Annotated in this window: 26 protein-coding genes; 19 read left to right on the forward strand and 7 right to left on the reverse strand. The window is 73.7% G+C overall.

Annotated elements, in window-relative coordinates; all coding sequences use genetic code 11:
* Nucleotides 1–76: 76 nt before the first annotated feature.
* The 6 genes from ABD823_RS14755 to ABD823_RS14780 all read left to right on the forward strand — a co-directional run bounded on the left by ABD823_RS14755 (nt 77) and on the right by ABD823_RS14780 (nt 6374).
* Nucleotides 77–1057, forward strand: a complete 981-nt coding sequence (locus ABD823_RS14755; protein WP_344859811.1) for a carbohydrate ABC transporter permease — start codon at nt 77–79, stop codon at nt 1055–1057.
* Entirely contained in the window at nt 1054–1935 is an 882-nt protein-coding gene (locus ABD823_RS14760; protein WP_344859813.1) for a carbohydrate ABC transporter permease, read from the forward strand. Before ABD823_RS14755 ends, ABD823_RS14760 begins: the two co-directional genes overlap by 4 nt.
* A complete protein-coding gene (locus tag ABD823_RS14765) occupies nt 1932–3359 on the forward strand; it encodes a GH1 family beta-glucosidase (RefSeq protein ID WP_344859815.1) in 1428 nt (475 codons plus the stop codon). Before ABD823_RS14760 ends, ABD823_RS14765 begins: the two co-directional genes overlap by 4 nt.
* Nucleotides 3360–3390: 31 nt before the next feature.
* A complete protein-coding gene (locus ABD823_RS14770) occupies nt 3391–4398 on the forward strand; it encodes a LacI family DNA-binding transcriptional regulator (RefSeq protein ID WP_344859817.1) in 1008 nt (335 codons plus the stop codon).
* Between the two features lie 103 nt (nt 4399–4501).
* Complete coding sequence (locus ABD823_RS14775) at nt 4502–5392, forward strand: aldose 1-epimerase family protein (protein ID WP_344859819.1); 891 nt, start codon at nt 4502–4504, stop codon at nt 5390–5392.
* A gap of 4 nt (nt 5393–5396) precedes the next feature.
* The gene (locus tag ABD823_RS14780; protein ID WP_344859821.1) at nt 5397–6374 is read left to right on the forward strand and encodes a phosphotransferase family protein; all 978 of its coding nucleotides are present in this window, start codon (nt 5397–5399) and stop codon (nt 6372–6374) included.
* Nucleotides 6375–6502: 128 nt separating this feature from the next.
* Here ABD823_RS14780 and ABD823_RS14785 read toward each other — a convergent pair whose 3' ends face one another.
* Nucleotides 6503–6799: a hypothetical protein gene (locus tag ABD823_RS14785; RefSeq protein ID WP_344859823.1), complete on the reverse strand. Its 297-nt coding sequence runs from the start codon at nt 6797–6799 to the stop codon at nt 6503–6505.
* Nucleotides 6800–6932: 133 nt separating this feature from the next.
* On the opposite strand from ABD823_RS14785, the gene ABD823_RS14790 reads away from it, so the two are divergent.
* The gene (locus ABD823_RS14790; protein WP_344859825.1) at nt 6933–7907 is read left to right on the forward strand and encodes a DMT family transporter; all 975 of its coding nucleotides are present in this window, start codon (nt 6933–6935) and stop codon (nt 7905–7907) included.
* Here the strand turns inward: ABD823_RS14790 and ABD823_RS14795 are convergent.
* Together ABD823_RS14795 and ABD823_RS14800 are read right to left on the reverse strand one after the other, a co-directional pair.
* A complete protein-coding gene (locus ABD823_RS14795; RefSeq protein ID WP_344859827.1) occupies nt 7884–8399 on the reverse strand; it encodes a GNAT family N-acetyltransferase in 516 nt (171 codons plus the stop codon). The genes ABD823_RS14790 and ABD823_RS14795 overlap by 24 nt on opposite strands.
* Nucleotides 8400–8461: 62 nt before the next feature.
* The gene (locus ABD823_RS14800) at nt 8462–9139 is read right to left on the reverse strand and encodes a hypothetical protein (RefSeq protein ID WP_344859829.1); all 678 of its coding nucleotides are present in this window, start codon (nt 9137–9139) and stop codon (nt 8462–8464) included.
* Nucleotides 9140–9258: 119 nt separating this feature from the next.
* Here ABD823_RS14800 and ABD823_RS14805 point away from each other — a divergent pair, with 119 nt between their 5' ends.
* The 3 genes from ABD823_RS14805 to ABD823_RS14815 all read left to right on the forward strand — a co-directional run bounded on the left by ABD823_RS14805 (nt 9259) and on the right by ABD823_RS14815 (nt 12792).
* Complete coding sequence (locus ABD823_RS14805; protein ID WP_344859831.1) at nt 9259–10533, forward strand: FAD-dependent oxidoreductase; 1275 nt, start codon at nt 9259–9261, stop codon at nt 10531–10533.
* 11 nt (nt 10534–10544) lie between these two features.
* A complete protein-coding gene (locus tag ABD823_RS14810; RefSeq protein WP_344859833.1) occupies nt 10545–11876 on the forward strand; it encodes a class II 3-deoxy-7-phosphoheptulonate synthase in 1332 nt (443 codons plus the stop codon).
* 115 nt (nt 11877–11991) lie between these two features.
* Complete coding sequence (locus tag ABD823_RS14815) at nt 11992–12792, forward strand: SAM-dependent methyltransferase (RefSeq protein ID WP_344859835.1); 801 nt, start codon at nt 11992–11994, stop codon at nt 12790–12792.
* A gap of 109 nt (nt 12793–12901) precedes the next feature.
* On the opposite strand, the gene trxA is transcribed toward ABD823_RS14815, so the two are convergent.
* Nucleotides 12902–13270, reverse strand: coding sequence for a thioredoxin (gene trxA / locus ABD823_RS14820; RefSeq protein ID WP_344859837.1), 369 nt, complete (start codon nt 13268–13270; stop codon nt 12902–12904).
* 155 nt (nt 13271–13425) lie between these two features.
* Nucleotides 13426–15789: an ExeM/NucH family extracellular endonuclease gene (locus ABD823_RS14825; protein ID WP_344859839.1), complete on the reverse strand. Its 2364-nt coding sequence runs from the start codon at nt 15787–15789 to the stop codon at nt 13426–13428.
* Nucleotides 15790–16021: 232 nt separating this feature from the next.
* Between ABD823_RS14825 and ABD823_RS14830 the strand changes: the two genes are divergently transcribed.
* The gene (locus ABD823_RS14830; protein WP_344859841.1) at nt 16022–16702 is read left to right on the forward strand and encodes a permease prefix domain 1-containing protein; all 681 of its coding nucleotides are present in this window, start codon (nt 16022–16024) and stop codon (nt 16700–16702) included.
* Between the two features lie 72 nt (nt 16703–16774).
* Here ABD823_RS14830 and ABD823_RS14835 read toward each other — a convergent pair whose 3' ends face one another.
* A complete protein-coding gene (locus ABD823_RS14835; RefSeq protein ID WP_344859843.1) occupies nt 16775–17104 on the reverse strand; it encodes a PadR family transcriptional regulator in 330 nt (109 codons plus the stop codon).
* 96 nt (nt 17105–17200) lie between these two features.
* Here ABD823_RS14835 and ABD823_RS14840 point away from each other — a divergent pair, with 96 nt between their 5' ends.
* From ABD823_RS14840 to ABD823_RS14855, 4 genes are read left to right on the forward strand one after another with little or no spacing between them, the layout of a single operon-like run.
* Entirely contained in the window at nt 17201–18382 is a 1182-nt protein-coding gene (locus ABD823_RS14840; protein WP_344859845.1) for a cytochrome ubiquinol oxidase subunit I, read from the forward strand.
* Nucleotides 18383–18396: 14 nt separating this feature from the next.
* The gene (locus tag ABD823_RS14845; RefSeq protein WP_344859847.1) at nt 18397–19296 is read left to right on the forward strand and encodes a cytochrome d ubiquinol oxidase subunit II; all 900 of its coding nucleotides are present in this window, start codon (nt 18397–18399) and stop codon (nt 19294–19296) included.
* A gap of 7 nt (nt 19297–19303) precedes the next feature.
* Nucleotides 19304–21019 (forward strand): thiol reductant ABC exporter subunit CydD, encoded by a 1716-nt coding sequence (cydD, locus tag ABD823_RS14850; RefSeq protein ID WP_344859849.1) that lies wholly within the window; start codon nt 19304–19306, stop codon nt 21017–21019.
* Nucleotides 21016–22803, forward strand: coding sequence for an amino acid ABC transporter ATP-binding/permease protein (locus ABD823_RS14855; RefSeq protein ID WP_344859852.1), 1788 nt, complete (start codon nt 21016–21018; stop codon nt 22801–22803). The genes cydD and ABD823_RS14855 overlap by 4 nt, the downstream gene beginning before the upstream one ends.
* A gap of 81 nt (nt 22804–22884) precedes the next feature.
* Here ABD823_RS14855 and ABD823_RS14860 read toward each other — a convergent pair whose 3' ends face one another.
* Nucleotides 22885–23517: a hemerythrin domain-containing protein gene (locus ABD823_RS14860; protein WP_344859854.1), complete on the reverse strand. Its 633-nt coding sequence runs from the start codon at nt 23515–23517 to the stop codon at nt 22885–22887.
* 160 nt (nt 23518–23677) lie between these two features.
* Between ABD823_RS14860 and ABD823_RS14865 the strand changes: the two genes are divergently transcribed.
* From ABD823_RS14865 to ABD823_RS14880, 4 genes are all read left to right on the forward strand, one after another.
* Complete coding sequence (locus ABD823_RS14865; RefSeq protein WP_344859856.1) at nt 23678–24304, forward strand: hypothetical protein; 627 nt, start codon at nt 23678–23680, stop codon at nt 24302–24304.
* Nucleotides 24301–24621, forward strand: coding sequence for a transcriptional regulator (locus ABD823_RS14870; RefSeq protein ID WP_344859858.1), 321 nt, complete (start codon nt 24301–24303; stop codon nt 24619–24621). The genes ABD823_RS14865 and ABD823_RS14870 overlap by 4 nt, the downstream gene beginning before the upstream one ends.
* Before the next feature lie 55 nt (nt 24622–24676).
* Nucleotides 24677–25609, forward strand: coding sequence for an ABC transporter ATP-binding protein (locus ABD823_RS14875; RefSeq protein WP_344859859.1), 933 nt, complete (start codon nt 24677–24679; stop codon nt 25607–25609).
* 89 nt (nt 25610–25698) lie between these two features.
* On the forward strand, nt 25699–26436 hold the full coding sequence (locus tag ABD823_RS14880; RefSeq protein WP_344859861.1) for an ABC transporter permease: 738 nt from the start codon (nt 25699–25701) through the stop codon (nt 26434–26436).
* Nucleotides 26437–26473: the final 37 nt, after the last annotated feature.

Consider the following 26473-nt stretch of genomic DNA (forward strand, 5'->3'; position numbering starts at 1 on the left):
TCCCGACCCGTACGGGCCCGGCGGCGGCCACCCCGCCGCCGGGCCCGTCGCCTGCCCACCGCTGAAAGGCTGACCGATGACCCTGAACATCGACACCCCCGCCCCGGCGCGGAAAACCGGCCCCAGCCGGTCCTCCGGGCGCCGGGGCGCGGGGCGGGGCGGCAGCGGGCTCGCCAGGTTCGACCTCCGAGCGACCCCCTACTTCCTCGTCTCCCCCTACTTCCTGCTCTTCGCGCTCTTCGGCCTCTTCCCGCTCGTCTACACCGCGTGGGTGTCCCTGCACGACTGGGAGCTCGCCGGTGACAAGACCTTCCTCGGCATCGACAACTACGTCGAGCTGATCGCCGACGAGACCTTCTGGAACGCGGTGCTCAACACCGTCGGGATCTTCGTCATCTCGACGATCCCCCAGCTCGTCCTGGCGCTGCTGCTGGCCAACGCCCTCAACAAGCGCATCCGGGGCCGGCTGTTCTTCCGGCTCGGCGTGCTGCTGCCGATGGTGACCTCGGTCGTCGCGGTCGCCGTGGTCTTCACCCAGCTCTACGGGCGCGACTACGGCATGGTCAACTGGTTCCTCGGCCTCTTCGGCGCCGAGCCCATCGAGTGGCAGAACCAGAGCTGGAGCGCGTGGCTGGCCATCTCCACCATGATCGACTGGCGGTGGACCGGCTACAACGCCATCATCCTGCTGGCCGCCATGCAGACGATCCCCAAGGACCTGTACGAGGCCGCCTCCCTCGACGGCGCCTCGGCCACGCGGCAGTTCTGGCAGATCACCGTGCCGATGCTCCGCCCGACGCTCATCTTCGTGGTGTTCGTCTCCACCATCGGCGGCCTGACCCTGTTCGCCGAGCCGGTGATGTTCGAGGGGAGCCCGCTGATGACCGGCGGCGCCACCGGCCAGTACCAGACCGTGGCCATGTTCATCGTCAAGGAGGCCTTCCGCGACTTCGACATGGGCTACGCCTCGGCGGCCGCCTGGATGCTGTTCGCGCTGATCCTCGTCGGCATCCTGATCAACTACTCCTTCACCCGCCGGATCGGGGGCAAAAAGTGACGGCGATCCAGGCCAGGAGGCGCCCGCGGGGCCCCGCCTCCGCGGCGAACCGCATCTGGGACGCGGGCCCGCTGACGAAGGTGGTCCTCGCCTTCGCGCTCGTGCTCTCGGCGTTCCCGATCTACTACATGTTCATCATGGCCACGCGGACCAACGACGAGGTCCTCGAGACGCCCCCGCCGCTGCTGCCCGGCGGCAACCTCGGCGAGAACGTCCAGCGGCTGCTGGAGAACGAGAACGCCTACTTCGGCACCGGTCTGATCAACTCGATCATCATCTCGACCACGGTGACGGTCTCCGTGGTGCTCATCTCCACCCTGGCCGGCTTCGCCTTCGCCAAGCTGAAGTTCAAGGGCGGCAAGCTCCTGCTGGGCTCGATCCTGCTGACCATGATGGTCCCGCTCCAGCAGATGGGCATCGTCCCGCTCTACGAGATGATGGTGACGCTCGGCTGGACCGGCCAGATCCAGGCGGTGATCCTGCCCTTCCTGGTCAACGGGTTCGGGGTCTTCATGATGACCCAGTACACCTCGCAGGCGGTGCCGGACGAGCTCATCGAGGCGGCCCGGGTCGACGGGGCCTCCACCATGCGCATCTACGCCAACGTGGTGCTGCCCGCCGTACGGCCCGGCATGGCGGTGCTGGCCCTGCTCACCTTCATGCAGAACTGGAACGAGTTCCTGTGGCCGTCGATCGTGCTGAACCCCGAGAACCCGGTGGTGCAGACCTCGATCTCGATGCTCAACCAGGCCCGCGGCACCGACTACGTCATGCTCTTCACCGGCACGGCGGTCTCGGTCCTCCCGCTCGTCATCGTGTTCATCGCATTCGGCCGGCAGATCGTCGGCGGTCTCATGGAAGGTGCGGTCAAGGCGTGACAACGCAAGAAGCAGCACAGACGCAGACCCCGGATCTGGTGTTCCCGACGGACTTCGTCTGGGGCGCGGCCACCTCCGCCTACCAGATCGAGGGCGCCGTCGCCGAGGACGGGCGCGGCGTGTCCATCTGGGACACCTTCGTCCGGCAGCCCGGCCGGGTGGTCAACGGCGAGAACGCCGACGTGGCCATCGACCACTACCACCGCTACCGCGAGGACGTGGAGACGATGGCCGCCCTCGGCCTGGGCGCCTACCGGTTCTCCGTCTCCTGGCCCCGGATCCAGCCCGACGGCACCGGCCCGGTCAACACCAGGGGCCTGGACTTCTACAAGCGGCTGGTCGACGAGCTGCTCTCCCGGGGCATCGACCCGTGGGTGACGCTCTACCACTGGGACCTGCCCCAGGCGCTGGAGGACGCCGGCGGCTGGCCGTCGCGTGAGACGGCCGAGCGCTTCGCCGACTACGCGGCCCTCATGCACGAGGCCCTGGGCGACCGGGTCCGCCACTGGAGCACCGTCAACGAGCCGTGGTGCGCGGCCTTCCTCGGCTACGCCTCCGGCGAGCACGCCCCGGGCCGGCGCGAGCCCGCCCAGGCGATGTACGCCGCCCACCACCTGCTGCTCGCGCACGGCCTGGCCGTGCAGGCCATGCGCGCCCAGCGCTCCGACACCCGGATCGGCGGCTGCGTCAACCTCTACGCGATCTCGCCGCAGACCGGGTCGGAGGCCGACCTGGACGCCGCCCGGCGCATCGACGGCCTGCAGAACCGGTTCTTCCTGGACGCCCTGCTCAAGGGGTCCTACCCGGCCGACGTGCTGGAAGACCTCGGCGAGATGGCGGGCTTCGCCCGGGACGGCGACCTGGCCGTGATCGCGCAGCCGCTGGACATGCTGCTGATCAACTACTACAGCCGCTTCACCGTCTCGGGTAGGCCCGGCGGCGCGGCGTCCGCGGCGGCGGCCCCCACCGACTCCGGCTCCCCCTGGGTCGGCAGCGAGCACGTCTCCTTCGTCCAGGGCGGCCGGCCGGTCACGGCCATGGGCTGGGAGATCGACGACTCCGGGCTCTACGAGATCCTGACGCGGCTGCACCGGGAGTACCCGGCGGTCCCGCTGGTCATCTCCGAGAACGGCGCGGCCTTCGACGACGTCATGACCGACGACGGCGCCGTGCGCGACCACGAGCGGCGCGACTACATCGCCGCCCACCTGCGCACCTGCCACGCCGCGATCGAGGCCGGCGTCCCGCTCACGGGCTACTTCGCCTGGTCGCTGATGGACAACTTCGAGTGGGCGTGGGGGTACGGCAAGCGCTTCGGCCTGGTCCACGTCGATTACGAGACCCAGGCGAGAGTTCCCAAGGAGAGCGCTCTTTGGTATGCCGAAACCATCAGGCGCGGAGGCCTGAGCGGTCCGGCAGAATAAGGGCGGCACATCATCCATGGGGGCGAAGCACATGAACGGCGATCGTCGTCCGACTCTCGAGGCGGTCGCGGCGCTGGCCGGTGTCGGCCGCGGCACGGTGTCGCGGGTCATCAACGGCTCACCGAAGGTGAGCGAGAAGGCCCGCGACGCGGTGCACCAGGCGATCCGGGAGCTGGGCTACGTCCCCAACCGGGCCGCCCGGGCGCTGGTCACCCGGCGGACCGACACCGTCGCGCTGGTGGTCTCGGAGTCGGAGCTGCGGGTCTTCGACGAGCCGTACTTCGCCGGGACCATCCGCGGCATCGGCTCGGCGCTGTCCGAGACCGGGCTCCAGCTCATCCTCGCGATGGCCCAGTCGACGCGGGACCACGAGCGGCTGGAGCACTACCTGACCGGCCAGCACGTCGACGGCGTGCTGCTGATCTCCCTGCACGGTGCCGACCCGCTGCCGGGCAGGCTGGAGGCGATGGGCGTGCCGACCGTCATCGGCGGCCGCCCCATCGGCCTGACCCCCTACAGCTACGTGGACGTCGACAACCGGGCCGGGGCCCGGCAGGCGGTGAAGTACCTGCTGGGCAAGGGGCGCCGCCGGATCGCCACCATCGCCGGCCCCCAGGACATGGGGGTGGGCGTCGACCGCCTCGCGGGCTACCGCGACGCCCTGCTCGCCACGGGGGTCCCGGAGATCGTCGACTACGGCGACTTCAGCGAGGAGAGCGGCATGGCGGCCATGCGCCGCCTGCTGGCCGACACCCCCGACATCGACGCGGTCTTCACCGCCTCCGACCCGATGGCGCTGGGCGCGATGCGGGTGCTGCGCGAGGCGGGCAGGGACATCCCCGGCGACGTCGCGGTCATCGGCTTCGACGACTCGCCCGCCGGGGCCCACTCCTCCCCCAGCCTCACCAGCGTGCACCAGCCCACCGAGGCCATGGGCCGCCAGATGGCCCACCTGCTGGTCGCCCGGATCAACGGCGAGCACCTGGAGCAGCCGGTGGTGATACTCGACACCCACCTGGTCGAGCGGGAGTCCGCCTGAGCCCGCGGGGATCCGCCCGCACCCTCCGGCGGGGGCGGCCCCGCCCGTCCCGTGGCCGGCCGCACCCGGCCGCGCCCCTCCCCCTCCCGCGAAAGGAACCCCCGTGTCCCGGCAGTTCACCCTCCGCTGCGGCGACCTGCACGCCGAGATCACCGAACGGGGCGCGGCGCTGCGCGTGCTCCGGCACGGCGGGCGCGACCTGGTGACGAGCTGGCCCGCGCAGGGCCCGGCCCCCCACTACAGCGGCGCGCTGCTGGCCCCCTGGCCCAACCGGGTCGGCGGCGCCCGCTACCGCTTCGACGGCGAGACCCACCGCCTGCCGGTGAACGAGCCGGACCGCGGCCACGCCCTGCACGGCCTGGTCTCCGACGCCCTGTGGGAACCGGCCGGGGAGCCGGCCGCCGGGTCGCTGCGGCTGGCGCACACGCTCACCCCGGTGCCCGGTTACCCGTTCACCCTGTCCTTGCAGGTCGCCTACTCCCTCACCGCCGAGGGGCTGACCACGACCCTGACCGCGGAGAACACCGGCAGCGCCGCCGCGCCGTACGGCTGCGGCCCGCACCCGTGGCTGCTGGCCGGCGGCGGCGTCGAGGAGTACGAGCTGCACGTGCCCGCGCGGAAGGTGCTGCTCGTGGACGAGCTGCTGCTCCCGCGCGCGCTGGAGGACGTCGCGGGCACGCCGTACGACTTCACCGTCGCCCGCGCGGTCGGCGGCACCGCCGTGGACCACGCCTTCACCGGGCTCGTGCCGGACGCCGGCGGCTCCGTCGCGGTCCGGGTGAGCGGCCCGGACGGCGGGGTCGAGGTGCGCTGGCAGGCGGCGGAGCTGCCCTGGGTCCAGGTCTGCACCGGCACCGGGCTCGGCCACGCGGGGCTGGCCGTCGAGCCGATGACCTGCCCGCCGGACGCCTTCAACTCCGGGACCGACCTGATCGTGCTCCGGCCCGGCGAGAAGACCGAGGCCTCCTGGACGATCGCCCCCGTCGGGGTCTAGTGCGATGGAGAGCAGGACCAAGCGCCGGCTCGCCCCGGCCGAGCTCGACGCGCTGGCGCGCCGCGCCCTGGGCACCGGGGTGGCCTCCGCCGCCGAGCTGAGCGACGGCTTCGCCAACGCGGTGTGGCGGCTGACCCTGACGGACGGCCGCGAGGTGGTGCTCAAGCTCTCGCCCCCGCCCGAGCTGGAGCAGCTGACCTACGAGCGGCACCTGCTGCGCACGGAGGCCATGGTCTACCGGACGGCCCCCCTGCCGGGCCCCGAGCTGCTGCACGCCGGGTTCGACGATCCGGTGCTCGGCGGCGACTACCTGGTCCTGTCGGCGCTGGACGGCGTGGCCTGGAACCGGGCGGAGCGGCTGCCCGCCGGGCCGCTCTGGCACCAGGTCGGCGCCTGCATGGCCCGGCTGCACGAGGTCACCGGTGACGTGTACGGCTACCCGCACGCCGGTCTCACCGGCACGACCTGGCGCTCGGCCTTCCTGACGATGGTCCGCGCGGTCCTCGGCGACGCCGCCCGGTACGCCGTCCCGCTGCCCGTCCCCGCAGAGGTGGTCGCCTCGGCGGTCGAGGCCGCCTCCCCCGCCCTGGACGAGGTGACCGTGCCCCACCTGGTGCACTTCGACATCTGGCCCGGGAACGTCTTCGTCTCGGCGGCGGACGGCGCCGTCCCCCGCGTCCGGGCGATCATCGACCACGAGCGCGCGTTCTGGGGCGACCCGCTGGCCGACTTCGTCACCCCGACGATCTTCGGCGAGCTGGCCGAGGACGCCCCGATCGTGGCCGGCTACCGTGAGGCGGGCGGGACCGTGCCGTTCGACGGGGCCGCCCGCGTCCGGCTGGCGCTCTACCGCCTGTACCTCTCGCTGATCCTGCTCGTCGAGAACGGGCCCCGGCGGTATCCGGAGGAGGAGTACGCGCCGATCCGCGACGGCGCCGTCGCCGACCTCGCCCGCGCCCTGGACGTGCTGGCGGCCGGCTGAGGCGTGCACGCCTCCGGCGTCCCGGCGGTGCGCCCGGCCGCCGGGCGGGACACGCGGGCGGGGCGGGCGGACGCGCGGGCGGGCCGCCCCGTTCCTGGAGGGCGGCCCGCCCGCATCCGCCGATCGGGCTAGACCCGGGCGTGCGAGGGCATCCTGCCCTCGGAGTACGTGGTGTCGAGCATCTCCCGCTCCTGGCCCTGGGAGATGTCGCGGTGGGTCTCCTCGATGCGGAGCGCGACGCCCATCGCGAAGAAGGTCGGGGCCCACTCACCGACGAAGATGCCCCAGCGGTCCGCGCGGTCCAGGCCGGCGGCCTCCTTGTTCTTCGAGGCCCACCAGGTCGCGAACGACAGGCCGATGGAGGCGATCCCGGCGGTGTACATCATGTTGGACTTCACGCCCATCTTGTGAAGCATCTTGATCATTTTCATCCCCCCGATGACGGTTCGCCCCTAGCGTTACCCCCTCGTGACGAGATGTAACCGACTGTCCGTCCCATCCGACACTCCCGCATCGGCGCAGCTCAGCGGCCACCGGCCGCAAGGCCCGTAGGCCACAATGGCGCACGCGGAGGTGGCGGTGGTGATGGTACGGCGGGGCGTCGCGGCGACGCTGGTCTCGGCGGCGGCGTTCGGGTTCATGCCCGTCTTCGCGTCCTACGCGTACGGCACCGGCATGTCGGTGACGACGCTGCTGGCGCTGCGCTTCGCGGTCGCGGCCGCGGTGTTCCTGGCCTGGCTGGGGCCGCGCGGCCGGCTCGGCCGGCCGACCGGGCGGCAGTGGGCCCTGCTCGCCCTGCTGGGCGGGGGCATGTACGCCACCCAGTCGCTGCTGTACTTCACGGCGGTCGGACGCATCGCCCCCGCCCTGGCCGTCCTGCTGCTGTACCTGTACCCGGCGCTGGTGTGCCTGCTGACGGCGGCGGCGGAGCGGGTCCGCCCCGGCCTGGCGGTGCTCGGGCCGGTGCTGGTCTCCCTGGGCGGGCTGGCGCTCGTGGTGGGCCCGCCGGAGGCGGGCCTGGACCCGGTCGGGGTGCTGGCGGCGACCGGGTCGGCCGTCTCCTACGCCCTCTACATCGTGGTGGGCAGCCGGGTCTCCGCCGCGCTCTCCCCGTCCGTCACCACCGCCTACCTGGCGCTGTTCGCCACGGGCTCCTTCACGCTGCTGGGCCTGGCGACCGGCGCCCTGGAGTTCGGCTTCGCCCCCGCGGGATGGGGCTGGGCGGCGGCGGTGGGCGTGTTCTCGACCGTGCTGGCGATGTCGCTGTTCTTCGCCGGGTCCGCGGCGCTCGGCCCGGCCCGCGCGTCGCTGCTCAGCATGGCCGAGCCGGTGGTGGCGGTGGCCGCCGCGTGGCTGCTGCTGGACGGGAGCCTGGCGTGGCCGCAGCTGGCGGGCGGCGCCGTCGTGCTCGCCGGCGCCGCCTGGGGCATGCTCTCCGCCCCGGCGGCCGACGGCTCCGGGGCCCGCGCGGGCGGGGCCGCGGCGGAGCCGCCGGCCGGGGAGCGGGTGTCAGGCTCCGGCGTCCCCGGTTAGCCGGAACATCTCCGCCTCCAGGCCGAAGAAGCGCCGGGTGCGGCCGAGGTGCTCCATGCCGAGCCTGCGGCAGACCGCCGCGGAGGCCTCGTTGCCGGGCATCACCAGCGCGTACACCTCCGCCAGGCCGGCGGCGAAGCCGCGTTCCACCGCGCCGCGGGCGGCCTCGGTGGCGTAGCCGTTCCCCCAGGAGTCGGGGTGCAGGTGCCAGCCCACCTCGACCTCGCCCTCGCCGCCGGGGATCGGGCGGAACAGCACGGTCCCGGCCACCGTCCCGGTGGCGCGGACCTGCACGGCCCAGGACCCGTAGCGGGGGTCCCGCTCGTGGAAGGCCCGCCAGCCCTCCACCGCCCGGGCCGCGTCGAAGCCGTCGAAGGGCGGCAGCCAGCGGGTCACCTCCTCGCGGGTGTAGATGTCGGTCATCCGGTCGAGGTCGGCCGGGTCCGCGGTCCAGGTGCGGACGACCAGCCGCTCGGTCTCGTAAACGGTCATGACGGTCACTCTCCCGCACTCCGGGCGGTGCCGCGTCCCCCGCGGGGGTGACCCGCGGCTTCTCACCCGCCGAGCACGAAACCGGCGGTCACGGCCGCGGCGATCACCGCCACCAGCGCGATGCCCGCACCCTTCAGCAGCCACGAGCCGGATACGAGGCCGGCGCAGACCACCAGGATGGCCGGTGTGACCAGGATGAGGCTGAACAGCGGGACGAGCCGCCACACCCCCCGCTCACCGATGGGGATGACGTGCTGGATGCCTCCGGGGGCGGGCGCGGCCCGGAACGTCTCGCCCACCTCCACGTCCGCCACGGTCTGGATGACGACCGGCGGCCTGGCCGGGTCGTCGGGGACGAAGCGCGCCTCGCAGTCCCTGCGGGCGTTGCGCCCCGCTCCGTACTCCCGGCAGGACAGCACGGTCGCGGTCCCCCCCTCACCCCGCGGGTCAAGCGCCGTCCGCAGTTCGGGCAGGGTGACGGTGACCACGAGGACGACCGGGAAGCCCAGCGCGCCGAGCAGCATGAGCACGCCGAAGGCGATGAGGAGGGCCTCCCCGATCCGGGCCGTCCAGCGCCTCGGCCCTGCGGCGTCCTCCGGCGCGGCGTCCCCGGCGTCCCCGGCGTCCGCCGCGCTCGGCCCGGCGGCGGCCCTCACCCGCTCACGTTCCCGGGCCCGCTCGCGTTCCCGGGCCCCCGCCCGCCGTCGTCTCCTCTCGCGCCCGCGTGCCTCCTTCGACATGGCGTGATCATGCGCGACGGCGCTTGGAGACCGGTTGCGATCGGATGGGGCGGGCATGGAGCCCACCCGCTCTTCTCTTCCCCGGCGGCCCGTGCCATAATTTCAATGGGTGATGAATTATGAGTCGAAGCACATGCGTGATCGCCGGCGGCGGCCCCGCGGGGGCCGTGCTCGCCCTCCTGCTGGCCCGGGCGGGCGTGCCGGTGACGCTCCTGGAGAAGCACGCCGACTTCCTGCGCGACTTCCGGGGCGACACCATCCATCCCTCGACCCTCCAGGTCCTCGACGAGGTCGGCCTGGCGGAGGAGTTCCACCGCCTCCCCCACCACAGGGCCTACCGCCTGTCGGCCCGGACCGACGACGCCGAGGCGCAGGTCGCCGACCTGTCCCGGCTCAGGAGCCGCTACAACTACATCGCTTTCGTCCCGCAGTGGGACTTCCTCGACCTCGTGACCCGTGCGGCCGCGCGGTACCCGTGGTTCACGCTCGTCATGAACGCCGAGGTGACCGGCGTGATCCGGGAGGGGAACGCGGTGCGCGGCCTGCGCTACCGCGACCGCGTGAGCGGCGCCGAGCACGAGCTGCGGGCCACGCTCACCGTGGCCGCCGACGGCCGCCGCTCCGACGTGCGCCGGGCCGCCGGACTCGTCCCGGTCGAGTACGGCGCGCCGATGGACGTGGTCTGGTTCCGGCTGCCCCGCGAGGCGTCCGACCCGCAGAGCCCGTTCCTGCGCGCCTCCGCCGGCCGCCTGATGGTGTCGATCAACCGCGGGACCTACTGGCAGCTCGCCTACCTCATCCCCAAAGGCGGCTTCGACGCCCTGCGCGAGCGGGGCGTCGAGGCGCTGCGCCGGTCGGTGGCCGAGCTGCTGCCGTTCCTGGCCGGGCGCGTCGGCCAGCTCGAGGACTTCGGCGACGTCAGCGTGCTCTCGGTGGCGGTCGACCGGCTGCGCCGCTGGCACCGCCCCGGGCTGCTGGTCATCGGCGACGCCGCGCACGCCATGTCCCCGATCGGCGGCGTCGGCATCAACCTGGCCGTGCAGGACGCGGTGGCCGCCGCCAACCTGCTGGCCGGACCGCTGCTGGCGGGAGGCGAGATCCCCGAGTCGCTGCTGGCCCGGGTGCAGCGGCGGCGCACCGTCCCGACCGTGGTCACCCAGTTCGTCCAGCGCGTGATCCAGCGCCGGGTGATCCGCACGGTCCTGTCCGGGCCCGCGCGGCCGGTACGGCTGCCCCGGTTCGTCCGTTCCCCGGTGGCCGGTGCCGTGATCCGCCGTTTCGTGGGCCTGGGCGTGCTCCCGGAACACGTGCGGACACCTGCGACGTCTCAACAGGGAGAAAGACTTTCTCAATCCGTGGACATTCCGGCCGGTCCGCCCGGTGGCTTGCAATAGCCTGTGGTCTCGTGAGCATCAACCTGGATTCCTGGCGACGGCTGCCCGCCGCGCAGCAGCCCGACTGGCCCGACCACGACGAGCTGAAGAAGGTCGTCACCGAGCTCGAAGGGCTGCCTCCCCTGGTCTTCGCCGGGGAGTGCGACAGTCTCAAGGAGCAACTGGCGGCGGTGGCGCGGGGCGAGGCCTTCGTGCTCCAGGGCGGCGACTGCGCCGAGACGTTCGCCGGGGCCACCGCGGACGACGTGCGCAACAAGCTCAAGACCCTGCTGCAGATGGCCATCGTGCTCACCTACGCGGGCAGGGTCCCGGTCGTGAAGATCGGCCGCATGGCCGGGCAGTTCGCCAAGCCGCGCTCCAAGGGCACCGAGGTCCGCGACGGCCTGGAGCTGCCCGCCTACCGCGGCGACATGGTCAACGGCCTCGATTTCACCCCCGAGGCCCGCACGCCCGACCCGTGGCGGCTGCTGCGCGCCTACCACTCCTCGGCGGTGACGCTGAACCTCGTGCGCGCCTTCACCAAGGGCGGTTACGCCGACCTGCGCCAGGTGCACGCCTGGAACCAGGACTTCGTGGCCGAGTCCCCCGCCGGCAAGCGCTACGAGCAGCTCGCCCGCGAGATCGACCAGGCGCTGGCGTTCATGCACGCCTGCGGCGCCGACCCCGCGGAGTTCCACACCGTGGAGTTCTACTCCTCGCACGAGGCGCTCATCCTGGACTACGACCAGGCGCTCACCCGGATCGACTCGCGGACCGGCCTGCCGTACGACGTGTCGGCGCACATGGTCTGGATCGGCGAGCGCACCCGCCAGCTCGACCACGCGCACGTGGAGTTCTTCGCGAGGATCCGCAACCCGATCGGCGTGAAGCTCGGCCCGACCACCACGGTCGACGAGGCGCTCGCCCTGGTCGAGAAGCTGAACCCGGACAACGAGCCGGGCCGGCTGACGTTCATCACCCGCATGGGCGCGGCGAAGATCCGCGAGCACCTGCCCCCGCTGGTAGAGAAGATCACGAGCAGCGGGGCCCAGGTCGCCTGGATCTGCGACCCGATGCACGGCAACACCTTCGAGGCGCCCAGCGGGCACAAGACCCGCCGCCTGGACGACGTGCTGGACGAGGTGGCCGGCTTCTTCGAGGTGCACCGCGCGCTCGGCACGCACCCCGGCGGCATCCACATCGAGTTCACCGGCGACGACGTCACCGAGTGCGTGGGCGGCGCCCACGCGATCGTCGAGGACGACCTGGCGCTGCGCTACGAGACGGCCTGCGACCCGCGCCTCAACCGGAGCCAGTCCCTGGACCTCGCCTTCCGGGTCGCGGAGCTGTACCGGTCGGCCTGACCGGCCGCCGGTTTCCCGAGCATCCCTCGGATTTCCCGGTGAAATTCCGGACAATCCGGGGGATGCCCCATATGATCATCTCCCGATACAAGATCATGGAATATCGGGAGAACTCATGGCAGACGAGTCCTCGGCCGTGGACGGCGTCGACCCCAACGTCCCCAACGTCGCCCGCATGTACGACTACTACCTCGGCGGCAAGGACAACTTCGCCGCCGACCGGGCCGCGGCCGAGCAGATCCTCGCGCTCTTCCCGGACACCCGGCAGGCCGCCCGGGAGAACCGGGCCTTCCTCGCCCGGGCCGTGCAGGCCCTGGTCGACGCGGGGATCCGGCAGATCGTCGATCTGGGCTCCGGGCTGCCGACCCAGGGCAACGTGCACGAGATCGCCCACCGGACGGCGCCGGACACCCGCGTCGCCTACGTCGACTACGACGCGGTGGTGTGCGCGCACGGCCGGGCCCTGCTCGCCGACGACAACGTCGCGATGGTCCAGGGCGACGTCCGCGACGTCGACGCCCTGCTGGCCTCCCCCGAGCTGCGCAAGCTCATCGACCTCGACCGGCCGGTGGCCTTCCTGATGCTCGCGGTGCTCCACTTCGTCTCCGACGAGGCGGGGGCCTACGACATCGTCGCCAAGCTGCGCGAGGCCAGCGCCCCGGGGAGCTACCTGGTGATCAGCCACGCCACCGACACCCCGATGTCCGGCACGGCGCAGGCCCGGGAGATCTACCGGAACGCCACGGCCTCGCTGAGCCTGCGGACCTTCGACGAGATCTCCCGCTTCTTCGACGGCTACGAGCTGCTGGAGCCCGGCCTGGTGGCGCCCTGGCAGTGGCGGCCCGGGGACGAGGAGATCGTCGGCGGCGAGCAGCCCCCGGTGATCGGCTACGCGGGCGTCGCCCGCCTCGCCTGACCCTCCCCCGGCCGGGCCCGCGGCCTCCGCCGGGACCGCACGGGCTCCCGGCGCGCCGCGGCCCGGCGCACCCGGTGCGCCGGGCCGCGCCCGCCCGCCGTACCGGGCGTCAGTTCTGCGTGCCGAGCTCGCTGGCGAGCTCGGCGCGGATGGCGTCCATGTCGAGCGCCCGCACCTGCGAGATCAGGTCCTCCAGCGCCGGGGCGGGCAGCGCGCCGGGCTGGGCGAAGACGACGATGCCGTCGCGGATGGCCATGATGGTGGGGATCGAGGTGATGTCGAACCCCTGGGCCAGGCCCTGCTCCGCCTCGGTGTCGATCTTGCCGAACGTGATGTCGGCGTGCTTCTCCGAGGCCTTCTCGAAGATCGGGCCGAACGTCCGGCACGGCCCGCACCACGCCGCCCAGAAGTCGAGCAGGACGATCCCCTGGTCGGCGATCTCGTTGAAGTTCTTCTCGGTTACCTCGATGGTCGCCACCGCCGGCTCCTCTTTCTCTGCGTCTGTACGGCTCCATAACCCCGTACCCCCGCCGAGCATTCCATCCCCCGTCCCGGAGGGGAAACCGTGATCCGCACGCGGGAGGACCCGCCCGCCGCGGCCGGCGGAGCGGGTCCTCGCGGGAGCGGCCGGGGTCAGCCCCTGCCGCCCGGCAGGTTCAGACCGACGATCACGGGGTCGTGGTCGGAGGAGCGGAACGCGTCCGGCGCGTACAGGCCCGGCGGGTTGAACTCCTGGTTGTAGTCCAGCATCCGGGCCTCGTCCGCGTTGATGTGCCAGATCGTGGCGCCGGTGACCCGCCTGAGCAGCTGCCTGCCGGCCAGCGCGTGGTCGAGCTCGCCGACCTGGCCCTGGAACAGGTAGCTGTAGCGCAGCGGCGCCGGGACGAACCTCTTGGTCACGCTGGTCAGGCCGCCGGCCTCCAGCGTGTCGATCGGGTCCTCCTCGCCGTAGGCGTTGAGGTCGCCCAGGACCAGCGGGTTGGGCAGGCCCAGGCTCTCGACCATGGCCAGCGTGGCCCGCGCCTCGCGGACGCGGTCGCCGTTGTAGCAGCTCTGCCCGTCGCCGGCGTCGGCGTTGTCGCCGGTGGCCTCCTCGTCGCAGCCCTTGGACTTGTAGTGGTTGACGATGACCGTGAACGGCTGGCCGCCCTTGCCCCGGCGGAAGGTCTGCGCCAGCGGGGGCCGCTTGAAGACCGGGTCGGACGTGCTCCGCGCCTCGCCGACCGGCTGGACCCTGGCCGGCTTGTAGATCATCGCCACCTTGATCACGTCGGTGCCGGGGTTGGGGTTGCCCAGCGCCGCGTAGGTGCCCGCGCCGACCTCGGCGTTGAGCGCGTCGACCAGGGCCTGCAGGGCGGTCTGGCCGTTGTTCTCGACCTCCATGAGGCCGACCACGTCGGCGTCCATGGCCTTCAGCGCGGCGACCAGCTTGGCCAGCTGCCGCTTCTGCTCCTCGGGGCTGGAGGCGCCGCGCGAGCCGACGGTGGTGAACCAGTTGAGGGTGTTGAAGCTGGCCACCTTGACGTTGCCGCCCACCGGGAGCGGCCGGGGCAGGCGCGGGTTGGTGCGCAGGAACGCCGCCTTCCCGGTCGGCTGGAGGCGGTAGGAGCCGAAGCCGTACCCCATCACGCCGGTGACGCCGAGCGCGGTGTCGCCCAGCCGGACCGTGCGCGGCTCGGTGTACGGGACGGTGGCCGGGTTCTCGACGCCGGAGGCGTCGTCCACGAGCAGGGTGCGGCGGGCGTTCTCCGCCGCGTCCACGCCGGGCCGGTCGGTCGGCTGGTAGACGCGGCCCTCGGAGGAGAGGGTGAGCTCGCCGTAGCGGCCCAGGTTGTAGTGGTCGCTGACCGTGAGCGGCTCGGGGAAGGTGACGAGCATGTTCTCGATCCGCTCGAAGGTCGCCCCCTCGGCGCGCGGCAGGCTCTGCCGCACCGGCTTGATCGTCCCGGTGCCGCAGACGTCCACCGCGGTGACCGGCGACAGCTCGGTCCAGCCGTTGAACTCCACGACCCGGCCGGTGACCAGCACGCGGTCGCCGACCTCGACGTCCTTGAACGAGGAGCGCGCGAAGGCGAACAGGCCCTCGGAGGTGGCCGGGTCGGCGTCCGGGGACGGGTCCTGCAGGAAGAATCCGCTGAGCTGGTTCGCCTCCTGGAAGTCGGCGGTCACCACGCCCTCGACCCGGACGGTCCGCCCGGCGAGCGGGCTGGCGTCGCCGCTCCCCTGCACCTGGGCGATCCGGTGCGTCGCCGGGGTCTCGCACGGCGCGGTGGTGGGCGTCGCCGTGGGCGTCGCGGTCGGGGTCGCCGTGGGCGTGGCCGTCGGGGTGGGCTCCGTGCCGCAGGGGGCCGGGGCCGCGGCCCGGTTGCGCGGCGCGGGGGCCGCGGCCTCGAAGTCGGCGCCGTTGGCGTCGGTGTCGGCGCAGCCGCGGTCCTTGCGGAGGGCGGCCGCGGTGTTCGACAGGCCGGGGGCGGCGGCGCCCTCGGAGTAGTCGGCGGTGCCGTAGCCGACGAGGTCGGCGATGAGCGCCGTCTGCTCGGCGGTGCAGGGCAGCGAGCCGCCGTTGCAGGCCAGGCCCTCGGCGGTGCGGGCCAGGACGACCTTGCCGGAGCTGCCGCTCATGTTGACCGTGCCCGTGGTGTCGGGGGCGGGCAGCGCGGCGCCGGTCGCGCCGCCGGCGAACCGGACCAGGTGGTACTGGCCGGGCGCGAGCGTGCCGGACAGGGCGACCATGTTGGCGCCGAAGGGGCCGGTTCCGGTGGCGCTGGTGTACTGGACGGACCAGCCGTCCAGGGAGACGGGCTCCGGGCTCCGGTTGAACAGCTCGACGAAGTCGTTGGCGTAGGGTGCGCCGCTGTTGCCGCCGCCGCCGTAGACCTGGCTGACGACGACGGTGCCCGGGGCGGCGAGCGCCGGGGCGGGGGTGAGGACCGCGACGCCGGTGGCGGTCACGCCGAGGGTCGCGAGGGCGGCTAACGCCCGGGATAGAGCACGCATGGGCAGGAGCGTAGAGCTCTTTCGATCCCCTAACGTCCCCCTACAGGTGGACGAATAGTGAAATCAGCGAATGTTGGCAGATCGTGTCCATCCGTCCTTGGCGACACTGGCCCCCTTTGGTCTGGATCCCGGGGGCGCGTCAGGGTCCTCCCGGATGCGCGGCCGCAGCCGCAGCGGGCACGATGGGCGGTGGACGCCCCGCGGGGGGCATCTCGCGACCGAGGAGAAGACAGTGGGCGCCGGAGTCATCGACGACTACGTCGCAGGGCTCGGCCGCGCCCTGCGGGGGCCGCGGGGGCCCAAGCTCGACCTGGTCACCGAGGCCCGCGACAGCCTGCTGGACGCCGCCGAGGCCCTGCAGGGCGAGGGCCTCGACCGGGCGGAGGCCGAGCGCAGGGCGGTCGAGGAGTTCGGCTCCGTCGCGGAGATCGCACCCGGTTACCAGGAGGAGCTCTCGGTGGCCGCGGGCCGCAGGCTGGCGGCGCTGCTCTTCCTGGCGGTGCCGCTGACCGCGGTCATGTGGACCCTGATCTGGCGGCTGTTCCCGACGGCCGCGGGCTCCACCGCGGACTGGCCCTCCTGGTTCGTGCCGGTGGCCCGCACCGTGGACGTCCTGCAGATGGCCGTCGGGGCGCTCGGCGCGCTCGCGCTGTTCGCGCTCGGCCGGGGCCGGCGCAGGATCCGGCGGCCGCGGCTGGTCGCCCGGGCGCTGGCGCTGACCGTCTGGGGCCTGTTCCCCGTCATGGCCGTGCTGTGCGGGGCGCTGATGTACGGCTCGAACGACCCGGACGGCTTCTCCGACTACCCGCCGGGCCTGGCGGCCTCGGCGGTGAGCTACACGCTGTGGGGGGTGCAGCTCTACTGCGCGGGCCGCTGCCTCGGTCTCACCCGGCGGCGGGCCGTGACGGCCTGACCTGGGACCGGGCGGTGCCGCCCGGGGACGGGCCGGCGCCGGAGCGCTCCGGCCGTCGCGGCGGGGCCGGGCTCACTCCGCTCCGCGCGGCTCCAGCACGCTGCCGATGACCCCGGCGAACTCCCGCCAGGCCGAGCGCTCGCCGGCCAGGGCCGTACGGCCGGCGGAGGTCAGGCGGTAGGTGCGGCGGCGGCGGCCGCCCACCTCCGCCCACTCGCTGGACAGGTATCCCGCCTGCTCCAGCCTGCGCAGCGCCGGGTAGACCGTGCCGGTGGGCACGTTGAGCGCGCCGCCGCTGCGCGCCTGCAGCGCCTCGATGATCGCGTAGCCGTGCAGGGGCTCGTGCTCCAGCACGGAGAGCAGCAGGGCGTCCATGTGCCCCCGGAGCGCGTCGGTGTTCACGTCCCTCACCCTACCTCTCGCATAGACAGTCTACATGTAGGCTTTCTACATGTAGACTGTCTATAGGTAGACAGGCACAACAACGGAGATGGCGCCATGGACGTACTCGACCTGGCCCGGGCGCAGTTCGCGGTGACGGGAAGCCTCCACTTCCTGTTCGTCGTGCTGACGCTGGGCCTGGCCCCCCTCGTCGCGATCATGCAGACGCTGGGGACACTCAGGAACGACCCGCTCCTGCTGCGCATGACCCGCTTCTGGGGGCAGATCTACGTGATCAACTATGCCCTCGGCATCGTCACGGGCCTGGTGATGGAGTTCCAGTTCGGCCTGAGCTGGAGCGGGCTGTCGCACTACGCCGGAGACGTCTTCGGCGCGCCGCTGGCGATCGAGGCGCTCGTCGCCTTCTTCCTGGAGTCCACGTTCCTCGGCCTGTGGATCTTCGGCTGGCACCGGCTGCCCCGGGGGCTCCACCTGGCGTGCATCTGGGCCGTGGTGCTGACCGCCTACGCCTCGGCCTTCTGGATCATGGTGGCGAACTCCTTCCTGCAGAACCCGGCCGGGGCCGTGGAGCGGGGCGGCCGGCTCGTGGTGGAGGACTTCGGGGCGCTGCTGACCAACCCCATGCTCACCATGGCCCTGCCGCACGTGATCGGCGCCGGGCTGTGGGCCGGCGGTTCCGTGCTCATGGGCGCCAGCGCCTACCAGCTGTTCCGCCGGACCGCCGAGCGGGAGTTCTTCACCCGCTCCCTGCGCCTGGGCGTGGTCGTGGCGACCGCCGGGTCCCTGCTCACGGTCGGCTTCGGCTACGCGCAGTTCTCCCCGGTCGCGCAGTTCCAGCCGGACAAGTTCAGCGGCGCGGCGCTGGCCGGGGTCGGACTCGGCTTCATGATCATGATCGGGCAGCTGCTCCAGCTCGTCCTGCTGTTCGTGCTGCTGCCCACGATCGCCTGGCTGCCGCGCTGGCGGTGGGCGCACCCGCTGCTGATGGCGATCACCCCGCTGCCGTTCCTCGCCGCGATGCTCGGCTGGCTCGCCCGCGAGGTCGGCCGCCAGCCGTGGGCGGTGTACGGCAGGCTCACCGTCGCCGACGCGATGTCTCCGGGGCTCACCCCGGCGATGATCACCATGTCCTTCGCGGCCTTCGCCGGCGTGCTGGGGCTGCTCGCGATCGTCGACTACCTGCTCATCGCCCACGTGGTGCGCCGCGGTCCCGCCGCCGCGACCCTGGGCGCCGCCCCGCTGCCGTCGCCCGAGCGCCCCGCCGCGCTGAGCCTGTAGAAGGGACCGCACCGATGGACATCCTCTGGTCCGCCCTCTTCGCCGTCCTGCTGGTCGGCTACTTCGCCTTCGAGGGCGCGAACATCGGCCTGGGCATGCTGCTGCCCGTCCTGGGCCGCACCCGGGACGGCCGGGACCGCCTCGTCGCCGCGATGGCGCCGTTCGTCCTGGCCGGCGAGGTGTGGCTGGTGGCGGTGGCCGGCGTCCTGTTCGGCGTCTACCCGCGTGCCGAGGGCGAGGTGCTGTTCGCCCTCTACCCGCTGGTGGTCTGCCTGCTCGTCTCCTGGATCGTGCGCGATGCCGGGCTCTGGTTCCGGCGCAGGCTGGACGGCTCCGCCTGGCGCGCCGGCTGGGACCGGATGATCTGCCTGGGCTCCTGGGGCCTGGCGCTGTCCTGGGGTGCGGCCCTGGCCTGGCTGGCCGCCGGGCCGTCGGCCGTCCCCGCGGCGCTCGCCGGCGCGGCGGCGCTCGCGGCGGCACTCGCCTTCCACGGCCGCTCCTTCGCCGCCTGGCTGCTGCCCGCGGGGCCGGAACCGGCGGTGAGCCCGGCGGCGGACCCGGCGGCGGACCCCGTGACGGCCCCCGCGGCCGGCACGGCGACCGGCGCCGGGGCCGGAGCCGCGACCGGGATCGGGGCCGGGACGGTGACCGGCACGGTCATCCGGCGCGGGACCGGCGGAGGGCGGGGCGCGAGGGCCCTGGCGGTCTCGGCCTGCGTGGCGGCCGCGCCCGCCGCGGCGCTGCTCGCCGGGGCCGCCCCGTGGCTCCTGGAGCACACCGCGCCGGTGGATACCCTGAATGTGCTCAGTCTCATGATCCTGCCCTTCGCACCGGTCATGGTGGGTGCGCAAGTATGGGTGTGGCGCACGTTCGGTCCCCGGGGTGCCGCCGACCGATCCCCCTCGTTCTTCTAGGGCTCACATGCACAAGGATCTCCTGCGGCTGATACGGAGCGAGCAAGCCGTCCGCCGCCACCTGGTCCTCTGCCTGGCCGCCGCGATCCTCGCCGGGCTGCTCGTCCTCCTCCAGGCCGAACTGCTCGCCGGAGTGCTCTCGGGCCGGCTGGCGGTCACGGCGCTGTGGACGCTCGCCCTGGTGGTCGCGGCCCGGGCGCTGCTCGGCCTCGTGCAGGGCGTCGCCGCCGGGCACGCGTCCACCGCGGTCAAGTCGGTCCTGCGCCACCGGCTGCTGGCCCGGCTGCAGGAGATGGGGCCCGCCCGGCTGACCTCCCACCGCTCCGGTGAGCTGGTGACGCTGACCGGGCGCGGCCTGGACGCCCTCGACCCCTACCTGAGCGGCTACCTGCCTGCGGTCGCGGTGGGGGGCGTCGTCCCGATCGCCGTGCTGGCCCGGCTGACCTTCGCCGACCTGTCCAGCGCGGTGATCGTGCTCGTCACGCTCCCGCTCATCCCGGTCTTCGGCGCGCTGGTCGGCATGCACACCAAGGCCGTCACCGAGCGCCAGTGGCGTGCCCTGTCCCGCCTCGGCGGGCACTTCCTCGACGTGGTCCGCGGCCTGCCCACGCTGCGCGCCTTCGGCCGGGCCCGCTACCAGGCCGAGGTGATCGCGCGGGTCACCGCGGAGCACCGGAGCGCCACGATGCGCACGCTCCGGGTGGCGTTCCTGTCGTCGATGGTGCTGGAGCTGGCCGCCTCGCTCTCCCTCGCGCTGGTCGCGGTCCCGGTCGGCCTGCGGCTGCTGGGTGGGACGCTCGACCTGCCGACCGCGCTGCTGGTGCTGCTGCTGGCGCCCGAGGCCTACCTGCCGCTGCGGAACATGGGCACCAGGTTCCACGCCGCGATGGAGGGGGTGACGGCCGCCGACGACGCCTTCGCCGTACTCGACGGCGAGGCCGCCGCCTCCCGGACCGCCGCCGCTCCCCGCCCCGCCGCCGGCGGCGGGGCGCCCGGCGCGGGCACGGCCCCGGAGATCCGGCTGGAGAACGTCACGGTCCGCTACCCGGGCCGCGGGGAGGCGGCGCTGGAGGACGTGTCGCTGGTCATCGCGCCGGGCGAGCGGGTGGCGCTGGTCGGCGAGAGCGGCGCGGGCAAGAGCACCCTGCTCCACCTGCTGCTCGGCTTCCTCACCCCGGAGAGCGGGCGGGTGCTGGTCGACGGGGTGGAGCTCGCCGGCCCCGGCACGGGCGCGCAGGAGTGGGAGGCCTGGCGCGCCCGGCTGGCGTCCGTGCCGCAGCGCCCCCACCTGTTCGCCTCCTCGGTGGCGGACAACATCCGGCTCGGCGCCCCCGGGGCGACGCCCGACCAGGTCCGCGCGGCCGCGCGGGCGGCGCACGCGGACGGGTTCGTGACCGAGCTGCCCCAGGGCTACGACACGGCGCTCGGCGAGCGCGGGGTCAACCTCTCGGCCGGGCAGCGCCAGCGGATCGCGCTGGCCCGCGCCTTCTGCCGCCCCGCGGCGGACGTGCTGCTGCTGGACGAGCCGACGGCGCGGCTCGACGGGCGGAGCGAGGCCGCGATCGTGGCCGCCACCCGCAAGCTCGCCGAGGGCCGGACGGCGGTGATCGTGGCCCACCGGCCCGCGATGATCGAACTGGCCGACCGGGTGGTCCGGATCGACGACGGCCGTGTCGTCTCCGACAGCGGTGCCGTGACGACGGGCGCCGGAGGTGCGCGATGAACCGGGCGGGCTGGCGGATCGTCCTGGCGGCGCTGGCCGGCATCGCGGCGGAGCTGGCCGGGCTGGCGCTGATCGGGACCGCCGCGTGGCTGATCACCAGGGCCGCCGAGCAGCCTCCGCTGGCGGCGCTGACCGTGGCGATCGTCGGGGTGCGCGCGTTCGCGACCAGCAAGGGCGTGCTCCGCTACGCCGAGCGCCTGACCGGGCACGACGTCGCGCTCCGGGCCCAGGCGACGACCCGGGAGCGGCTCTACCAGGCGCTCATCCCGGCCGGAGCCCCGGGCCAGAAGGGCGCCGACCTGCTCAGCCGGATGGTCGACGACACCGACGCGGTGCAGGACCTGCTGGTCAGGGGCGTCCTCCCGGCGATCGCGGCGCTGGTGACCGGGCTCGCGGCGGTCGTGCTGGGCCTGTTCCTGCTCCCGGCGGCGGCGCTGGTGCTGCTGGCGGGGCTGCTGGTGGCGGGCCTGGTGCTCCCCGCGGGGCTCACCGCCCTGACCCGGCGCCGGGCGGCGCGGCTGGCCCCGGCCCGGGCCGAGCTGGCCACCCGGGTGGCCGACCTGCTGCACGGGGCGGCCGATCTGGCCGCCTACGGGGCGGGTGACCGGGCCCTGGCCGCCGCCGCCGAGGCGGACGCCCGGCTGGCCGCGCTGGAGCGGGGGCAGGCCCGCACCAGCGCCCTGGCCACCTGCCTGGGCGTGCTCACCCAGGGACTGACCACGGCGGCCGTGGTGCTGGTCGCGCAGGAAGCGGGCGCCGGCTCGGTGGCGACCGCCGTGCTCGCGCTGACCTCCCTGGTCTCCTTCGAGCCCCTGCTGCCGATGATCGGCGCGGCCGAGCGGATGACCGGCGTCTCCGCGGCGCTGCGCCGCCTGCGCGAGGTCCGCGCGACGCCGCCGGCCGTCACCGAGCCCGCCCGCCCGGCGGCCGTGCCCGGCGGCCCGCTCACCGTCGAGGTCGAGGACCTGGTCGTACGGCACGCGGCGGACCGCGCCCCGGCCCTGAACGGCGTCAGCCTGACGCTCACGCCGGGGAAGCGGGTGGCGGTCGTCGGTCCCAGCGGCGCCGGCAAGAGCACCCTGCTGTCGGCTCTGATGCGCCTGGTGGAGCCCGAGTCCGGCACGATCCGGATCTCCGGGACCACCGCGGGCGGTGCCGCCTCCGGCGGCGGGGCCGGGGCGGACGGCGCGGGAGGCGCCGGGGAGGAGGCCTCCTCCCCCGGTCCCGGCGGGGCGGCCGGGCGGGGCGTCGACCTGCGCGACCTGCCCTCGGACGAGGCCCGGCGGATCATGACGGGGCTGACCCAGGACCCGTACGTGTTCCAGGCGTCCTTCCGCGACAACCTGCGGCTGGCCGGTCCGGAGGCCGGCGAGGAGGCGCTGGCCGAGGCCGTGCGGCGGGCCCGGCTGGAGCGGTGGGTGGAGCGGACCGGCTGGGACACCGTGCTCGGGGAGGACGGGCGGACCGTCTCCGGCGGGCAGCTGCAGCGGCTGGCCCTCGCCCGCGCCCTGCTGAACGACCCGCCGGTGCTGCTGCTGGACGAGCCCGCGGAGGCGCTGGACGAGGAGACCGCCGACGCGCTCATGGGCGACCTGCTGGACGCCACCCGCGGGCGCACGACGCTGCTGGTCACGCACCGGCTGCGCGGGCTGGAGGAGGTGGACGAGATCGTCGTCCTGGAGAACGGCTCGGTCGTGCAGCGGGGCACCCACCGGGAGCTGGTGGAGACCCCCGGCTACTACCGCGACCTGTGGCGGTCGGAGGCGATGGTCTCCCGGAGGTGACCCCGGGTCGGCCCTCCCGCAGGGTCCCGGTCCGAGTCCGAGGGCGCGGCCCGGGAGCCTGCGGGGGGTCCGCGGCGGAGGCTATCCCTCGCCGCCCTTCTGCAGCGCCTCGGCGAGCTCCTCCTTGGTCATCGACGAGCGCCCCGGGACCTCGGCCTCCTGGGCGCGCCGGTAGAGCTCCTCCTTGCTCAGCTCCGAGACGTCCTCGGCGCCCTTCCCTCCCCGGGACGGCCCGCCTGCGGAGGACCGCTTCCCGCCTCCCGCCACCGGGAGGCCGTGCTGGATCTCCAGCGCCTTGCGCGCGCTGAAGGCCCGCCCGAGCTCCTGCAGCCGCCGGGCGGGGACGGCCTCCGCCAGGGCGGGCAGGATCTCGCTCTCCTCCTCCTCGACGTGGTGGGTGACGGCCTGGACGAGCTCGTCCAGCGTCGTGTCGAACTCCGCCGCGCCGGGGTCGGCGTCCAGCAGCCGCAGCAGCATCGCCTCCGCCTCGTGGTGCTCCTCCGCGCCGTGGTGGACCTCTCCCCGCTCGCCCGGCATCGCCTTGACGATCTCGGGGTAGACCACCTCCTCCTCTCCCCGGGAGTGCGCGACGAACTTGGCGGCCAGCTCGGCGACCAGCGCCGGGCGGTTCTCCGGCTCCTTCCTGAGCCGGTCGAACAGCGACTCCACGTCACGGTGGTCCGCGGTGATCATTTCGATGACGTTGAGCGTCATGGTGCCCCCTTCCGTGCGTGCCGCACCCGGTACCCGCCAGGAGGACCTCTACACGCCCCGATCCGCCGGCTCCGGGGGTTGAGTTGGCGGCGCAGTGTGGTTTACAGTTCAAACTAGAAGTTTGAAACACAAACTTCTTTGAGCCCTCAAGGAGAGCGCCGTGGACGACGACGAGGCGGAGCTGAGTCCCCAGGAGAGCCTCCGGCTGATCGAGCAGCAGAGCTCGGCGGCCAGCCGCAGGCTCACCCCCGACCCGCGGGCGCTCTACGTGGTGTGGGGGATCGCCTGGCTCGTCGGCTTCGGCGCGCTCTTCCTGCACCACGGCCTGTCCGGCAGGCCGTACGCGCCGATCTCCATCGGCCTCGCCCTGGCGGTGCTGTTCGGGATGATGCTGCTGGCCTGGGCGTTCACCGGCTTCCTCCTCTGGCGGACCGGCGCCCCGGTCAGGGGCGTCTCCCAGCAGCGGGGCATGATGTACGGCTTCGCCTGGCCGATCGCCTTCTTCACCCTGTCCATGATCGCTGGGAGGTTCGGCGCCCAGCTTCCCGAGGCGGAGAAGAGCCTCCTGTGGGCGAGCGGGTCGATCATGCTGGTCGCCGTCCTCTACGTCGCCGGGGCCGCCGTCTGGAACGACTGGCCGATGTTCGCCATCGGGGTCGGGATGGCCGTGCTCAACGCCGTCGGCACGGCGGCCGGGGCGGGCTGGCACGCGCTGCTGATCTCGGTGGGCGGCGGAGGCGGGCTCGTCGTCTCCGGCTTCCTGCTCAGCCGGAGGGCCCCCCGGTGACCCCGGAGCTCGACCCGGTGATCCACGCCCAGGCCCGGCTCCGGGTGGTCGTGACGCTCAACACCCTGGACGAGGGCGACCAAATCACCTTCCCGGGGCTGAAGGACCTGCTCGGGATGACCGCCGGCAACCTCTCGGTGCACCTCGGCAAGCTGGAGGAGGCGGGATACGTGGAGATCACCAAGGCGCACCGGGGCCGCACCCCGGTCACCTACGTCGCCCTCACCCGCCGCGGCCGCCTCGCCTTCGAGGAGTACACCGCGGCGATCCGCACCCTGCTGGACATGACCGCGGCGCCGCCCTCCGGTGACGCCTGACCCCGCGCGGGGACGCCGGGGACGTTCGAGACACCCGAGAGAGGAAGGGTCCGCGATGACGGGACCGACGACGGAGGCGAGGCCGGGACCGGCCGCGGGAGCGGGCGCGGAGCCCCTGGCGCGCGCGGTGGAGGTCACCCGGCGCTACGGGGAGGTGGTGGCGCTGGACCGCGTCTCCCTGGACGTGCGCCCGGGCGAGCTGGTCGGCCTGCTCGGCCCCAACGGGGCGGGCAAGTCCACGCTCATCAACCTGTTCTCCGGCCTGCGCAGGCCCACCTCCGGCCGGGTGGAGCTGCTCGGCGGCTCCCCCGCCGACCCGGTACGGCGGCGCGGCATCGGCGTCACCCCGCAGGAGACCGGACTGCCGGCCACGCTCCGGGTCGGCGAGATCGTGGACTTCGCCGCCGCCCACTACCCCCGCAGCGCCGGACGCGGGGCGCTGCTGGAGCGGTTCGGCCTGTCCGGGATGGAGCGGCGCCAGGTCGGCGGCCTGTCGGGCGGGCAGCGGCGGCGGCTGGCGGTGGCGCTGGCGTTCGTCGGCGACCCCCGGCTGGTCTTCCTCGACGAGCCGACCACGGGGCTGGACGTCGAGGCGCGCCGGACGCTGTGGGGCGCCGTCCGGGACTTCCACGCCGGCGGCGGCACCGTGGTGCTGACCAGCCACTACCTGGAGGAGATCGAGGCGCTGGCCGAGCGGGTCGTGGTCATCGGGCAGGGCCGCGTCCTGGCCGACGGCACCACCGACCAGGTGCGGGGCATCGCCGGCGTCCGGCACGTCACCCTGGTCTGCGACGACCTGCCCGAGCTGCCGGGCGTGCTGCGCACCGAGCGCGAGGACGGCCTGACCCGCCTGCTCACCTCCGACGCCGACGCCCTGGTGCGCGCGCTGGTCCGCGCCGACGTCCCCTTCTCCGGGCTGGAGATCCGCCCGACCTCCCTGGAGGAGGCCTTCCTGACCATCACCTCCGGCGCCTCCCGGTCCGCCTGAGCACCGCGGTCCCCGCCTCCGCCCCGGCCCGCCCGGGCACGGCGCCCCTCCCCCGGCCGCCGCACCTCCCGACGTCGAGAAGAGGACCCATGTCACTCCTGCTCACCCATACCCGGTACCAGTTCCTGGAGACCGCCCGGGTGCCGATCTCGGTGATCGGCAACGGCTTCTTCCCCGCGGCCTCGATGCTGTTCTTCGTGGTCCCGTTCGCCGGCGGCGACCCCGTCGGCGCGGCCATGGCCACCGCCTCGATGATGGTCTTCGCGATGATGACCAGCGGCCTGTTCACCCACGGCACGGGCGTCGCCAACGACCGCGAGCAGCCCTGGGACCCCTACGTCCGCACCCTGCCCGCCGGTCCCTGGCCGCGGCTCGGCGGACGCGTCCTCAACGCGCTGGCCTTCGCCCTCATCGGGGTGCTGCCGGTGCTCGTCATCTCCGCGCTGTTCACCGAGGCCACCGCGACCCCGGCCCAGCTGGTGCTCGGCCTGGGCGCCCTGCTGGTGGCCGCGGCCCCGTTCCAGCTGCTGGGGCTGTTCATCGGGTACACGCTGCCGTTCAAGGCCGCGCTCGCGGTCGTGCAGCTGGTCTTCCTCCCGCTGGCGGTGGGCGGCGGCCTGATGACGAGCCCGCAGCACCCGCCGGCCTTCATCGCCGCCGTCGCGCCGTACCTGCCCACCCGGGGCGCGGTCGAGCTGGTCTGGGCGGCGGTCGGCTACGGTCCTCCCCGGACGCTGCCGCTGGTCATGTTCGCCGTCTGGACCGCGGCCGCCGGGGCACTGGCGGTCTGGGCCTACCGCCGCGACGAGGGACGGCGCTTCGCCTGAGCCGCCGGCCCGGCGCACGCGGACCCGCCCGCGGGCC

This window comes from Planomonospora alba, from assembly GCF_039534085.1.
GTDB lineage: Bacteria > Actinomycetota > Actinomycetes > Streptosporangiales > Streptosporangiaceae > Planomonospora_B > Planomonospora_B alba.